Origin of the sequence: Stenotrophomonas sp. PvP093 (assembly GCF_017876915.1) — a bacterium.
Taxonomy (GTDB): domain Bacteria; phylum Pseudomonadota; class Gammaproteobacteria; order Xanthomonadales; family Xanthomonadaceae; genus Stenotrophomonas; species Stenotrophomonas muris.
In genome coordinates this window covers 4,202,834-4,215,626 of sequence record NZ_JAGIOX010000004.1, presented here as the reverse complement: position 1 = coordinate 4,215,626, position 12,793 = coordinate 4,202,834, and the positions used below count along the sequence as shown (strand labels likewise).

The following is a 12,793-nucleotide window of genomic DNA, read 5'->3' as shown; positions in this document are numbered from 1 at the left end:
CTCCGGCGCCACTGGCCGCCCCCCTGCGGGGCCCGCCCTGTGCAGGATCTGGCTGAACGTGCGGATGCGATCTTCACGCCGTCACCGGGGTGGTGCATGCTGGACCCTCGAGCCCTGCGCGGACACGGGGAGGTGGCCATGCAGGATGGGGTCAGGCGTCAAGAATGGCGTCCGCCGGCCGTTGAGGTCGGGGACGTGGAGGATTCGTTCGCGCATGAAGCCAGCCGACTGCACAAGGAACATCAACCGATGCCCGCGCTGAAACGGGCGTTGGCCCGGCCGCTGCGCGCCATCACCTGGGGCGGTGTGCTGCTGGGCGTACTGCTGGTGACCGGTCTGGCCCTCATGCTGGTCAACGACCACCACCGCCGCCTGGAAGCGGCGCAGCGGCAGAGCCGCGCGCTGGCGGTGGGCAGCGAGCGCCTGCTGGCGCTGGAGCTGCGCAACCTGGAGCGGGCCATGACCGGCATCGCCGCCGACGCCGCGGAACTGTTCCGCAGCGTGCCGGCACAGGCGCCGGCCTTGCTGGATGCCTCCATCGGCGGCGTGCTGCGCCGGCACGCCGAACTGCACAGCATCGTGGTGCTCGACAGCTATGGCCGCGCATTGACGGCCGGCAAGGGCGACCTGCAGTTGCCGTTGTGGACCGATCCGCAACGGCGCGGCTCGGGCAGCGCGCTGTACATCGGCCCACCACAGCGCGCCAGCGACGGGGGCTGGGTGGTCCCGCTGGCGCTGCCGATGGCCGATGGGCGCTGGCTTCTGGCACGGCTGCGCTGTGGCGAACTGCAGCGCATCGTCGGCGGCCTGGATGTCGGTCCCAACGGATTGGTCTCGATCAGCGATGCCCAGGGCTACATGCTGGCCCGCGTACCCGATCCGCATGGCACGGTGGGCCGCCGCTACGACCTGCCGCGCCGGGACCTGCTCGGCACGCAGGCAGTGGTCGAGCTGGGCAGCATGCCCGGCGTTGTCGACGGCGTGCCGCGCATCCTCACCATCAGCACGCTCGAACGCAGCCCGCTGGCGGTGCAGGTCGGCCTGGCCGACGAAGATGTACTCGCACCGTGGTGGCCGTACCTGAAGGCGTCGGTGGCGATCGTACTGGCCTACATCGCGGTGTTGCTGGTACTGCTGTACGCCGTGCGCCGCAGCACCCGCAGCCAGCAGGCGATGGCCGAGGAACTGAAGACGGGGCACGCCGAGCTGCGCCTGGCGCACCAGGTCGGGCGTGTCTGCACCTGGTACGTGGATGAGGACGCCGCGCTGCTGCGCTGGTCGCCGCTGGCCCGCGAGATCTTTGGGGTACAGACCGACGCCTTGCCGGTCGCGGATTTCTTCGCGCGCGTGCATCGCGATGATGCCGGGCGCCTGCAGCAGGCCTTTGACCAGGCCTTCGCCGGCAGCGCTGTGCTCAACCAGGTGTTCCGCCTGGTGCTGCCCGGGGGCGAGGTGCGCTGGGTCGGCGCGCGCGGGCAGCGGGTGGAAGTGGCCGACAGCGAGCGGCGCATGATCGGTGCGCTGACCGACCTGAGCGAACGCTATCAGGCGCGCGAGCAGATGAGCGAAGTGGAACGCCGCTTCCGCCTGCTGTTCGACCGCAATCCGGCACCGTTCTGGGTGTTCGACCCGGATACGCTGCGCTTCATCGAGGTCAACGACGCTGCAGTGCGCCAGTACGGCTACAGCCGCGACGAGTTCCTGGCGATGAGCATCCTCGACATCCGCCCGCGCGAAGGCTGGGACGAAGTGCGTGGTGCCATCCAGCGGGCGCAGGTGGGCGATCCCCCCGACGCGACCGTCCGCCTGCACCGGCGCAAGGACGGCAGTGTGTTCGAGGTGCGCGCACACCTGTCCAAGCTCGACTTCGACGGGCAGCCCGCGTGCCTGGTGCTGGCCGAGGATGTCAGCGAGCGGCTGGCCTACGAGCGCGACCTGGCCTATCAGGCACGGCACAACCCGGCCACCGGCCTGCTCAATGTGCGCGCCCTGACCGAACAGCTGGACGAGCAGGAGGAGGGCTACACCATCGCCTTCGTGCAGCTGCGCGGGCTGCAGCTGGTGGCCGATACGCTGGGCCGCGAGATCGGCGATGCGGTGCTGCAGTCGATGGCGACCCGGCTCGGGGGCCTGGGCGCACGCTGTGGCACGCTGGCGTTCCAGCCGGCCGAGGATTTCGTCTTCGCCATCGGTGCCGAGCACGATACCCAGCGCGTGCTGGACGACCTGCTGCAGATCGTGTCGGCGCCGATGCGCGGCAAGGACTCGCTGCACCAGTTCGAGCCGCGCATCGGCGTGGCCGTGCACATCGCTGGTGACGGGCACACGGCCGAGCAGGTGATCGGCATGGCCGCGCAGGCCGCGCATGCGGCGCGCGCCGAGGGCAACGTGGTGGTCTGGTTCGACGCGGCCGTGACCACGCGCCTGGCCGACCGCCTGCGCCTGGCCGGGCGCATCCATGCCGCCATCGACAACGAATTCCAGCTGTATTTCCAGCCGATCCGGCATGCCGGCGATGGCAGCCCGGCAGCGCTGGAGGCACTGCTGCGCTGGCCGCAGGCCGATGGCAGCTTCATCCCGCCCAACGAGTTCATCCAGCTGTGCGAGGACACCGGGTTGATCCTGGCACTGGGCCGCTGGGTGATCCGCGCGGCGGCGAAGGCGCAGCGCCGTCTGGTCGAGGCCGGGTGGGGTGAGTTGCCGATCGCGGTCAACGTGTCGGCGGTTCAGTTCTTCAACAGCGACCTGGTGGCCGAATTCACCCGTGCCCAGCAGGATTTCGGCCTGGCCCGTGGCGCGCTGCACGTGGAGCTGACCGAGAGCAGCCTGATGCGCAAGCCGGCACAGGCGATGCAGACCATGCAGCGCCTGCACGAGCAGGGCATCCGCGTGTCGCTGGATGATTTCGGCACCGGCTATTCCAGCATGTCCTACCTGCAGCACCTGCCGCTGGACATCCTGAAGATCGACCGCAGCTTCGTCGCCGACGTGGAAACCAATCCACGCAATGCCTCGATCTGCCGCGCGCTGCTGTCGCTGGGCCACAGCATGGGCCTGACCATCATCGCTGAAGGCGTGGAGACGCCGGGGCAGCTGGACTGGCTGGCTGCGCATGGCTGTGACCAGGTGCAGGGCTACCTGTTGGGGCGGCCGGCGCCGCTGGAACAGATCATCGACGCGCTGGATGAGGTTCCCGCCTGATCGGGTTTCGTATGTGCCGGCCAGCGGCCGGCACTACCCGACCGAAGCACGACGGGGCTTCGTATGTGCCGGCCAGCGGCCGGCACTACCCGACCGAAGCATGACGGGGTTTCGTATGTGCCGGCCAGCGGCCGACACTACCCGACCGAAGCATGACGGGGGTTCGTATGTGCCGGCCGGCGGCCGGCACACCCGACCGAAGCACGACGGGGCTTCGTATGTGCCGGCCAGCGGCCGGCACTACCCGACCGAAGCATGACGGGGTTTCGTATGTGCCGGCCAGCGGCCGGCACTACCCGACCGAAGCATGACGGGGGTTCGTATGTGCCGGCCGGCGGCCGGCACACCCGACCGAAGCATGACGGTAGTGCCGGCCGCTGGCCGGCATTCGCCCAAGACCGGGATGTGTCTGATTGCCGGCCGGCGGCCGGCACTACCGGCAAGCGCCAGACTCGGCTACACCCCGGCGTCCACCAGATGGTCGATGAAACTGCGCACCTTCGGTGCCAGGTGGCTGCGGCTGGTATAGACCGCGAAGATGCCGATCGGCGAGGCCTCCCATTCCGGCAGTACGCGCACCAGGCGGCCATCGGCCAGCGCGTCTTCCAGCAGGAAGTCGGGCTGCAGGATGACGCCCATGCCGGCGATCGCCGCTTCACGCAGCACGTCGCCGTTGTTGGCGTGCAGCAGGCTGTTCACCGCTACTTTCACTTCGCCGCCCGGCCCCTGCAGCGGCCAGTGGTCACCGGCGGCCCAGTAGCTGTAGCCCAGGCACGCGTGCGCCTGCAGGTCCTGCGGGGTCTGCGGGGCGCCGCGTGCGGCCAAGTAGGCCGGCGCGGCGCACAGGCTCACCCGCGATTCGCCCAGGCGGCGGGCGATCAGGGTGGGGCCCGGCTCGCGGGTGATGCGGATGGCCACGTCGTAGCCTTCCTCGACCATGTCCACCAGGCGGTCGGACAGGGCCAGGTCCAGTTCCACCTGCGGAAAGCGTTCGCGGTAACTGGCCAGCAGTGGACCGAGGCGGGCGATGCCCCAACTGACCGGTGCATTGATGCGCAGCATGCCGGAGGGCTCCAGCGCCTGCGCGCCGATGCTGGCCTCCAGCGCGTCGAACTCGGCCAGCAGGCGCACGCATTGGGCGTAGTAGGCGGCGCCGGTGCTGGTGGGGCTGACCCGCCGCGTGGTGCGATGGAGCAGGCGGGTGGACAGGCGCTTTTCCAGTGCGGCGACCTGGCGGGTAACGCCGGCGGTGGACATGTCCAGGGCCTGGGCGGCGGCGCTGAAGCCGTTGCGCTCGACCACCGCCACGAACACGCGCATCGCCTCAAGGGTGTCCATTGTTGCGCCTTCTGAAATAAATACGGTCAATCGATCGTATTTATCGGCCTGTGAAGGCGCAATAACCTGAGCCCACTCCCTTCAAGGTGCTTTCCGATGCACGCCACGACCGCTCCTGTTTCGCCGCTGGCCCCGTATGGCGCCACCCTGCTGCGCCTGGCCCTGGGCGTGCTGTTCCTGGTCCATGCGCTGACCAAGCTGCTGGTATTCACCCCGGCCGGCACGGCAGCATTCTTCGAGTCGCTGGGCCTGCCCGGCGTGCTCGGCTACCTCACCCTCGGCGTCGAGCTGGTGATCACTGTCGCGCTCCTGCTGGGCATCTATGCGCGCTGGGTGGGCCTGGTCGGCGTGCCGCTGCTGCTGGGCACCATCGTCACCGTGCACGGCGCCAACGGCTTCGGTTTCGCCAATGCCGGCGGCGGCTGGGAATACCCGGCGTTCTGGGCGCTGGCGCTGGTGGTGCTGTTCCTGGTCGGCGATGGCAAGTGGACCCTGCGTTCGCGCTGATCGCCGCCTGATCCTGCAACTGGAGAATTCCATGTCCCGCCTGCCTTCGCTGTACATCTCCCATGGTTCGCCGATGACCGCCCTGCATCCGGGCCAGGTCGGTGTGCGCCTGGCCGAGCTGGCGCGCGACCTGCCGCCGCCGCGCGCCATCGTGACGGCCTCGGCGCACTGGCTGGGCCGGCAGCCGCTGGTCGGCGCACATCCGCAGCCGCCGACGATCCACGACTTTGGTGGCTTCCCGCGCGCGCTGTTCGAACTGCAATACCCGGCGCCGGGTGATCCGGCACTGGCCGAAGAAGTGGCCGGCCGCATCGCCGCCGCAGGCCTGCCAGTGGCCATCGACCCGCAGCGTGGCCTCGACCACGGCGCGTGGGTACCGCTGCGGCTGTTGTTCCCGCAGGCCGACATCCCGGTGGTGCCGGTGTCGATCCAGCCGCTGCTCGGCCCCGAGCATCAGTTCGCGCTGGGCCGCGCGCTGGCACCACTGCGCGAACAAGGCGTGCTGCTGGTCGGCTCGGGCAGCATCACCCACAACCTGCACGACTGGGGCGACTACCAGGACGGCAAGGAAGCGCCATACGTGCGGCCCTTCATCGAGTGGGTGGAGCAGCGGCTGGCCGCTGATGACCGCCAGGCGCTGTTCGATTACCGCCGGCAGGCCCCGTTCGCCGAGCGTGCGCACCCGACCGACGAGCACCTGCTGCCGCTGTTCTTCGCGATGGGAGCGGCCGGCGAGGGCGGTTTCGGCGCACGCCGCATCGACGCCGGCATCGATGCCGGCTTCCTGGCCATGGATCTGTACCGGTTCGACGGGGCATGAGCCGGGGCTGACGCGCGGCGGCCCCGGCCGTCGCGGTCAGGGCCGCATGTGGTAGTTTTTTCCGGGTTTCCGGCGCTGGCCCTCGTGCCTCCCCACGCGCCGCTTCCTGGAAGAAGCATGCATACCATTGAAGTCGTCCTGGCGATGCTGGTGGCCGTTGTCGCCAGCGGCTACCTGGTTCGCGTCCTCCCGTTCTCGCTGCCGTTGCCGCTGGTGCAGATCGGCCTGGGCGCGGTGATCGCCGGCGTGTTCAACCGCGGCCATGCGCTGGAGCCGGAAGTGTTCTTCCTGCTGTTCCTGCCGCCGCTGCTGTTCCTGGATGGCTGGCGCATTCCCAAGCAGGGCCTGTTCCGCGACAAGGGCGCGATCCTCGAACTGGCGTTCGGCCTGGTGGTGTTCACTGTGATCGGCGCCGGCCTGCTGATCCACTGGATGATTCCGGTGATGCCGCTGGCAGTGTGCTTCGCGCTGGCGGCCATCGTCTCGCCGACCGACCCGGTGGCGGTCGGGGCGATCGCCTCCAAGGCACCGATCCCGAAGCGCCTGATGCACATCCTGGAAGGCGAGTCGCTGCTCAACGATGCGTCCGGCCTGGTCTGCTTCCGTTTCGCGGTGGCCGCGGTGATGACCGGCTCCTTCTCGCTGGCCACGGCCTCGCTGACCTTCCTGTGGGTGGCGGTGGCCGGCCTTGCCGTGGGCGTGGCGGTCACCCTCGGCGTGTCCACCTTCCAGCGCTGGTTGTGGCGCCGCTTCGGCGAAGAGCCGGGTGCGGCGATGCTGGTCAACCTGCTGATTCCGTTCGCGGCCTACCTGCTCGCCGAAGAAATCCATGCCTCGGGCATCCTCGCTGCGGTCGCCGCCGGTATCGCGATGAGCTACGTCGAGCTGACCGGCCGTGTGTCCGGCAGCATGCGCGTGCAGCGCGCGGGCGTCTGGAACATGCTGCAGTTCAGCTTCAACGGCATCATGTTCGTGTTGCTGGGCGAGCAGCTGCCGGGCATCGTCGAGCGCGCCACCACCACCATGAACGAGTCCGGCCACCAGAGTGCATGGTGGCTGCTGGTATACGTGGTGGTGATCAACCTGGCGCTGATCCTGCTGCGCCTGCTGTGGGTATGGCTGTCGCTGCGCTGGAACCTGCTGCGCGCGCGCCGCCGTGGCCTGGAGCGGGGCGAGGCGCCGAACTGGCGCATCGTGGTGGCGACCTCGGTGGCTGGTGTGCGCGGCGCGATCACCCTGGCCGGTGTGTTGACCCTGCCGCTGTTCCTGCCCGATGGCAGTGCGTTCCCGGCGCGCGACCTGGTGATCTTCCTGGCCGCGGCGGTGATCCTGTTCTCGCTGATCGGCGCCAGCGTGGCGCTGCCGCAGCTGCTGAAGGGCCTGCAGCTGCCAGCCGATTCGGGCGAGCGCAAGGAAGAGGACCTGGCACGCAAGCTGTCCTCCAAGGCCGCGCTGGCCGGGGTCGAACGCATGCGCCAGCAGCTGGTGATGAACCAGAACACCGAGAACGTGCAGCTGTACAACGATGCTGCCTCGCGGGTGAGCCTGCTGTACCAGCGGCACCTGGAGAAAGACAACGACGGCCCCGACGTGGACCCGGAGAAGGTGCGGCGCATGGAGCTGGGTTACCGCCAGCTGCGCAGCGCGGGCCTGAATGCCGAGCGCGAGGAACTGTTCCGGTTGACCCGGCGCGGGGTGATCTCCGATGAGATCTCGCGGCGCCTGATCCGCAACCTGGACCTGCTGGAATCGCGCAAGCGCGAATGACGCGGCGGTCGTGCGCCGTCGAGCGGGGTCAGGTCCCTTTCCGCAGGAAAGGGACCTGACCCCAGGTCGGAACAGCGGGTTATTCCGGCTTCTGGTCCAGGAAATACACCTCGACCTTGCCCTTGACCTTGATGGTCATCGGGTTGCCGCGGCGGTCGCGGGCCTTGCCGGCCTGCACGCGGATCCAGCCTTCGCTGACCGAGTATTCCTCGACGTTGTCGCGCTCGACGTCGTTGAAACGCACGCCAACGCCGCGCTCCAGCGCCTGCGCATCATGGAAGGGGCTGGCCGGGTTGATCGCCAGGTGGTCGGGAGGGGTATCGCTCATCGCTTCATTCACAGTGACGGCCACCAAGGCCGGCTTCAGCGGCACAGGATAAACCGTAGAATGCGGGCCTGCCCCAGAGGACGTTCCGCCATGCCCGACAACAGCGACTATTTCGACTTCGAGGAAGACATCCACGACTTCGACGAAGATGGCTTCGAGGCACGGGTCTGGAACCTGCTGGTGCTGATCAACCCGGGCGACGAGGAACTGGCCCTGCAGCAGTTCAACCGCTGGCGCGAACACCTGGCCGAGGACGGGCAGCCGCTGGAAGCGGACAGCGACTGGCTGCCGGCGCTGTTCACCGCCATCGCCTGGCAGTCCGGTTTCGATGTGGAGCGCGATGACCTGGAATCGCTGCAGTCGGCGGTGAACGAGCTGTCGGCGCGCTTCAACCTGCAGCTGGACTGGGGCGGCGACCTGGACGACGAGGACTTCGCCGAGGGCCTGGACGGCGTGCAGCTGATGTCCACCGCCTTCGACCGCCTGCGCGAGCACAACTACACGCTGTGGAGCGTGGATGCCGGCAGCGACGGCTTCACCGGCGTGATGGCGCTGACCCGCGACGACGACGCGATGCTGGCGCTGTGCTCGCTGCTGAACGTGGAAATCCGGCTGGGCAGCGACCCGTTCTGAGCGATGGGCCGATCCGCCGGGCACGACCCGGCGGGGACGGTCTGCTGGGCGCGGCCTACGGCCGGTACTGCGCCCTGGCGTTGGCAATCACCGCTTTGACCAGGTCACGGTCGGTGTGCCGGGAAATCGCCCGCGCACCGAGCGCTATTGCCTGTGCGCGCAGCTCGGCAGTGACGTCGTAGTGAGCACCGCTGGCCTTGTTCTGGAAGGCCCGCGGGGGAATGCCGAGCTGCGCCGCCATCGCGTGCAGCTCGGCTAGGGTGTCGGCCATCAGGTGCGCCCAGCGCTGTCCGCGCCAGGGATGCACCGCGTCATCGACGTAGACCGTCACCGCCGCGGCCGGTTCAGGCCTGCGGCTTGCTGTCGCTGTCAGCGGCCGGGGCGGCCTCGGCAGCGGCTTCTTCGGCCGCGTCGCCTTCGACGGCTTCGCCTTCTTCGCCTTCTTCGCCTTCTTCGCCTTCTTCGCCCTCAGCGGCGTCGACGCCTTCGAATTCGGCAACCAGCTTGTCCAGGTATTCGTCAGCGGTCTGCTCGGATTCGGTAGCCAGGGTGTCCAGCAGCTTCTGCAGCAGTTCGGAGTACTCCAGGTTGACCTTGCGGCCTTCCTTCTCCTGCACGTTGGCCAGGTGCTTGAGCATGGCCAGCATCGGCACCGGGTTTTCGGCGTTGCCCATGGTCTGGCCGCCGATGGCCAGCAGCCACTCACGGCCCTGCAGGCCGATGGCCGCTACCACCTGGCCGTCTTCGTTGGTCAGCACGGCATGGTTCTGCACCTGCTGCTGGGCATTCAGGCGGAGGAACGGGCGCTTGGCCTGCTGCTTCTTGCGCTTGTCGCGCTTGGCCTTGGAGTTCTGGGACATGGAGTGGGGTCACCTGGAAACGGAAAGACCGCCATTGTACCGGCCGCACGCAGGCGGGGTCAGATCCCTTTCCATGGGAAAGGGATCTGACCCCGGTTCAACGTGCCACGGGCGCGGCCTCACCTTGCGCGGCCTGCACGTCCGGGTCGGCGGTCGGCGCCGACAGTCCCACCTGCGGGCCGGCACCGGCCAGGGCGGCCGCTTCGGCGGCCTGGGTCATCACCACGATGCTGATGCGGCGGTTGATCGGGTTCTGCGGGTCGGCCTTGTCGAACAGCACCGACGAAGACAGGCCGACCACGCGGGTGATCTTGCTGTCCTCCAGGCCACCGTCCACCAGCGCACGCCGTGCGGCGTTGGCACGATCGGCGCTCAGCTCCCAGTTGCCGTAGCCGTGCGCGGCCGAATAGGCGGTGATGTCGGTGTGGCCGGTCAGGCTGATCCGGTTCGGCACGTGGTTCAGGTAGTTGGCCAGCTCGTGCAGGATCTGCTGCGTATACGGCTTCAGCGTAGCGCTGCCGAGGTCGAACATCGGCCGGTTCTGCTTGTCCACGATCTGGATGCGCAGGCCTTCCGGGGTCAGGTCCAGCAGCAGCTGGTCCTTGAACGGCTCCAGTGCCTGGCTCCTGCTGATCGCTTCCTGCAGTTCCTTCATCAACGCTTCCAGCTGCTGCTTGTCGCGCTGCTGCTGGTCCACCGGCTGCGGCACCGCTTCCTTCTGGTTCTGGAAGGGATCGTTGCTGCTGCCGCGCGAGATGTCGGTGGCACCACCCAGCTTGATCATCGAGGTGCTGGCGCCGCCCGGGCCGGCCATGCCGGGCGCCGGCGTGGCGTTCTGTCCGCTCAGCGGGCTGGGGTTGCGGAAGTACTCGGAAATGGCCGCACGGTCGTTCTTGTTGGTGGTGGCCATCAGCCACAGCACCAGGAAGAACGCCATCATCGCGGTCACGAAGTCAGCATAGGCCACCTTCCACGAACCGCCATGATGGGCGGCGTGGCCGGCCTTCTTGACCCGGCGGACGATGACAGTGGGCTTGGTCTCGGCCATGGTTTACTTGACCGTCTTCAGGTGCTGCTCGAAATCGGAGAAGGCCGGGCGCACGTTCGACGGCAGCGTCTTGCGGGCGAATTCCAGCGCGATCTTCGGGTTGTAGCCGCGCAGGCAGGCCAGCAGGGCGGTCTTGACCGATTCGTAGATGCGGCTGTCCTGCTCGGCGCGTGCCTCCATTGCTGCCGCCATCGGGCCGACGAAGCCGTAGCCCAGCAGGATGCCGAGGAAGGTACCGACCAGCGCGCCGGCCACGTGGCCACCGACCTCGACGATGTCACCGCCGATCGAGCCCATGGTGATGACGATGCCGAGCACCGCCGCGACGATGCCGAAACCGGGCAGTCCGTCGGCGACCTTGGTCAGCACCTGCGACGGCGCCATGGCCTCGGCGTGGTGCTTTTCCAGTTCCAGCTCCAGCAGCGGCTCCAGCTCGTGCGGCTCGATGTTGCTGCCGATCATCAGGCGCAGGCAGTCGGTGATGAAGTCGATCAGGTGGTGGTCGGCCTGCACCTTGGGGTAGTTGGCGAACAGGGCGCTCTCGGCCGGCCGCTCGACATGGTCTTCCAGGGCCATGAAGCCTTCGCGGCGGGCCTTGTTGAGCAGTTCATAGAGCAGGCTGAGGACATCGATGTAGTCCTGCTGCTTGTAGCGCGGGCCCTTGAACACGCCGACCATGGCCTGCAGGGTCTGCTTGACCGTCTTGGCCGGGGTGCCGACCAGGAACGCGCCCAGTGCGGCACCGCCGATGATGACCAGTTCGTAGGGCTGCCAGAGGGCACCCAGGCGGCCGTGGGCACCGAGGTAGCCCCCGATCACGCTGATGATGACGACCAGGAATCCAACGATGATGAGCATGGGGCGACGCAAGGAGAGGGGATATCTCCTTGTCGGCCCGTCACCCGGTTTTCTGAAGAGGGAATTCTGTGAAATCGGTCGGCGGGGTGTTTCAGCCCGCCACACCGCTTTCCGCGCCGCCACGCTGCAACGGGTCGGGCCAGGGCTCGCCATTGCCGGTGAACGAAAGTGAGACGGAGTTCAGGCAGTGGCGCTCGTAGGTGGGCGGCGGACCATCCGGGAACACGTGGCCGAGGTGGCTGCCGCAGCGCGCGCAGGTGATCTCGGTGCGCACCATGCCATGGCTGGTATCGCGGATCTCGCGCACGTGCGCCGGGTCGAACGGGGCGAAGAAGCTGGGCCAGCCGGTGCCGGAATCGAACTTGGTGCTGGAGCGGAACAGCGGCAGCGCGCACAGCCGGCAGCAGTAGACGCCCTCGCGCTTGTTGTCCAGGAACACGCCGCAGAACGGCGCTTCGGTACCGTGCTGCAGCAGCACGCGGCGCTCTTCGCTGCTGAGGCCGGCGATCAGCGCCTCGGTCTGGGTGGCAGTGGGGGGCGTCAGGTCGAAGGCAGTCATGCCGGCTCTCCGTGGGATCGATGGCCTGGGGGATGCCGGAAAACGTGGGGGTGCCGGCGCGCGCTTGCAAGTGTGACGGCCGTTCATGGGCGGCACACAGGTGCAGGCGCAAGGTAAATGCGATCCACGCCGGAGCGTGCCATGAAACCGACCCTTCCCCCGCTGCTGATGGCCCTGTTGCCCACGTTGGCGCTGGCCCAGGTGCCTGCTGCCGACCCGACGGTCACCCGCAGCGCGACCACCGTGGCTCCGGCGCCGGTGGTACCGCCGCCGCAGGCCGCACGCCCGCAGCCGCAGGTGCTGCCGTCGCCGCAGCCGGCGCAGCCGATCAGGTCCACGGGTCCTGCCCGGATTGCGCCCACCCCGGCGCCGAGGCCGGCCGACAAGGTCTATGACCGCAATGGCCGCATCGTGCCTGGCGTGCGCCCGGCTGGCCCGAACCGGGTGTTCGATTCGCGTACCGGCCGCTATTACGACAGCGTGCCGGCCGGCGATGGGCAGCAGATCAAGCGCTGACCTCGGATGCCAGGCAAGGGTGGCAGCTTCCACACACTGCACGGCCTGAACGCACGAAAACAACATCCTGCCGATCACTGCTTTTTCGCCTGCGATTAACCGTGCCGGGACCACCGTGGCCCTGCGCCGGCATTCCGCCGCCGCATGTCCTTTGTCCACTGGATCGCGATCATGAAAAACCAGCAGAACCGTCATCCCGGCAAGGAACCGCAGGGCCGCAACCCGCAGCAACAGCAGCAACAACAGATGGAACCGCAGCAGCCGCACAAGGGTGGCAAGCAGCAGGAACAGCGCTCGCAGAAGCATCCGCAGCAGCGCTGACTGTCGACATGACCGGGGTCAGAGCCCGCTGCGCGGG

14 protein-coding genes are annotated in these 12,793 nt (G+C 68.2%); 7 read left to right on the top strand and 7 right to left on the bottom strand.

Going from position 1 to position 12,793, the window contains the following annotated elements; all coding sequences use genetic code 11:
* The first annotated feature begins 138 nt into the window (after positions 1–138).
* Positions 139–3,201, top strand: a complete 3,063-nt coding sequence (locus tag J3A72_RS22300) for an EAL domain-containing protein (protein WP_075076153.1) — start codon at positions 139–141, stop codon at positions 3,199–3,201.
* A 456-nt stretch (positions 3,202–3,657) separates the two neighbouring features.
* Here J3A72_RS22300 and J3A72_RS22295 read toward each other — a convergent pair whose 3' ends face one another.
* Positions 3,658–4,539: a LysR family transcriptional regulator gene (locus tag J3A72_RS22295; protein ID WP_049441354.1), complete on the bottom strand. Its 882-nt coding sequence runs from the start codon at positions 4,537–4,539 to the stop codon at positions 3,658–3,660.
* Between the two features lie 96 nt (positions 4,540–4,635).
* On the opposite strand from J3A72_RS22295, the gene J3A72_RS22290 reads away from it, so the two are divergent.
* From J3A72_RS22290 to J3A72_RS22280, 3 genes are all read left to right on the top strand, one after another.
* A complete protein-coding gene (locus tag J3A72_RS22290; RefSeq protein ID WP_046428617.1) occupies positions 4,636–5,046 on the top strand; it encodes a DoxX family protein in 411 nt (136 codons plus the stop codon).
* 31 nt (positions 5,047–5,077) lie between these two features.
* On the top strand, positions 5,078–5,866 hold the full coding sequence (locus tag J3A72_RS22285) for a class III extradiol ring-cleavage dioxygenase (protein ID WP_075076152.1): 789 nt from the start codon (positions 5,078–5,080) through the stop codon (positions 5,864–5,866).
* 117 nt (positions 5,867–5,983) lie between these two features.
* Complete coding sequence (locus J3A72_RS22280; RefSeq protein WP_014645794.1) at positions 5,984–7,633, top strand: Na+/H+ antiporter; 1,650 nt, start codon at positions 5,984–5,986, stop codon at positions 7,631–7,633.
* Positions 7,634–7,712: 79 nt separating this feature from the next.
* Here J3A72_RS22280 and J3A72_RS22275 read toward each other — a convergent pair whose 3' ends face one another.
* The gene (locus J3A72_RS22275; protein ID WP_005415112.1) at positions 7,713–7,961 is read right to left on the bottom strand and encodes a DUF3297 family protein; all 249 of its coding nucleotides are present in this window, start codon (positions 7,959–7,961) and stop codon (positions 7,713–7,715) included.
* A 90-nt stretch (positions 7,962–8,051) separates the two neighbouring features.
* On the opposite strand from J3A72_RS22275, the gene J3A72_RS22270 reads away from it, so the two are divergent.
* Complete coding sequence (locus J3A72_RS22270; protein WP_014645796.1) at positions 8,052–8,594, top strand: hypothetical protein; 543 nt, start codon at positions 8,052–8,054, stop codon at positions 8,592–8,594.
* A 55-nt stretch (positions 8,595–8,649) separates the two neighbouring features.
* On the opposite strand, the gene J3A72_RS22265 is transcribed toward J3A72_RS22270, so the two are convergent.
* From J3A72_RS22265 to msrB, 5 genes are all read right to left on the bottom strand, one after another.
* Positions 8,650–8,925, bottom strand: coding sequence for a DUF4031 domain-containing protein (locus J3A72_RS22265; RefSeq protein ID WP_032959248.1), 276 nt, complete (start codon positions 8,923–8,925; stop codon positions 8,650–8,652).
* Between the two features lie 13 nt (positions 8,926–8,938).
* Complete coding sequence (locus J3A72_RS22260; RefSeq protein WP_075076151.1) at positions 8,939–9,454, bottom strand: hypothetical protein; 516 nt, start codon at positions 9,452–9,454, stop codon at positions 8,939–8,941.
* Positions 9,455–9,551: 97 nt separating this feature from the next.
* Positions 9,552–10,502 carry a flagellar motor protein MotB gene (gene motB, locus J3A72_RS22255; RefSeq protein ID WP_075076150.1) on the bottom strand — a complete coding sequence of 317 codons (951 nt, stop codon included), beginning with the start codon at positions 10,500–10,502 and terminating at the stop codon, positions 9,552–9,554.
* Positions 10,503–10,505: 3 nt separating this feature from the next.
* Positions 10,506–11,360 (bottom strand): flagellar motor stator protein MotA, encoded by an 855-nt coding sequence (gene motA, locus J3A72_RS22250; protein ID WP_014645799.1) that lies wholly within the window; start codon positions 11,358–11,360, stop codon positions 10,506–10,508.
* Positions 11,361–11,451: 91 nt separating this feature from the next.
* Positions 11,452–11,919, bottom strand: coding sequence for a peptide-methionine (R)-S-oxide reductase MsrB (msrB, locus tag J3A72_RS22245; RefSeq protein ID WP_005415117.1), 468 nt, complete (start codon positions 11,917–11,919; stop codon positions 11,452–11,454).
* A 141-nt stretch (positions 11,920–12,060) separates the two neighbouring features.
* On the opposite strand from msrB, the gene J3A72_RS22240 reads away from it, so the two are divergent.
* Together J3A72_RS22240 and J3A72_RS22235 are read left to right on the top strand one after the other, a co-directional pair.
* Positions 12,061–12,435, top strand: a complete 375-nt coding sequence (locus J3A72_RS22240) for a classical arabinogalactan protein 4 (RefSeq protein WP_075076149.1) — start codon at positions 12,061–12,063, stop codon at positions 12,433–12,435.
* A 144-nt stretch (positions 12,436–12,579) separates the two neighbouring features.
* Entirely contained in the window at positions 12,580–12,756 is a 177-nt protein-coding gene (locus J3A72_RS22235; RefSeq protein WP_049441350.1) for a hypothetical protein, read from the top strand.
* The last annotated feature ends 37 nt before the right edge of the window (positions 12,757–12,793 follow it).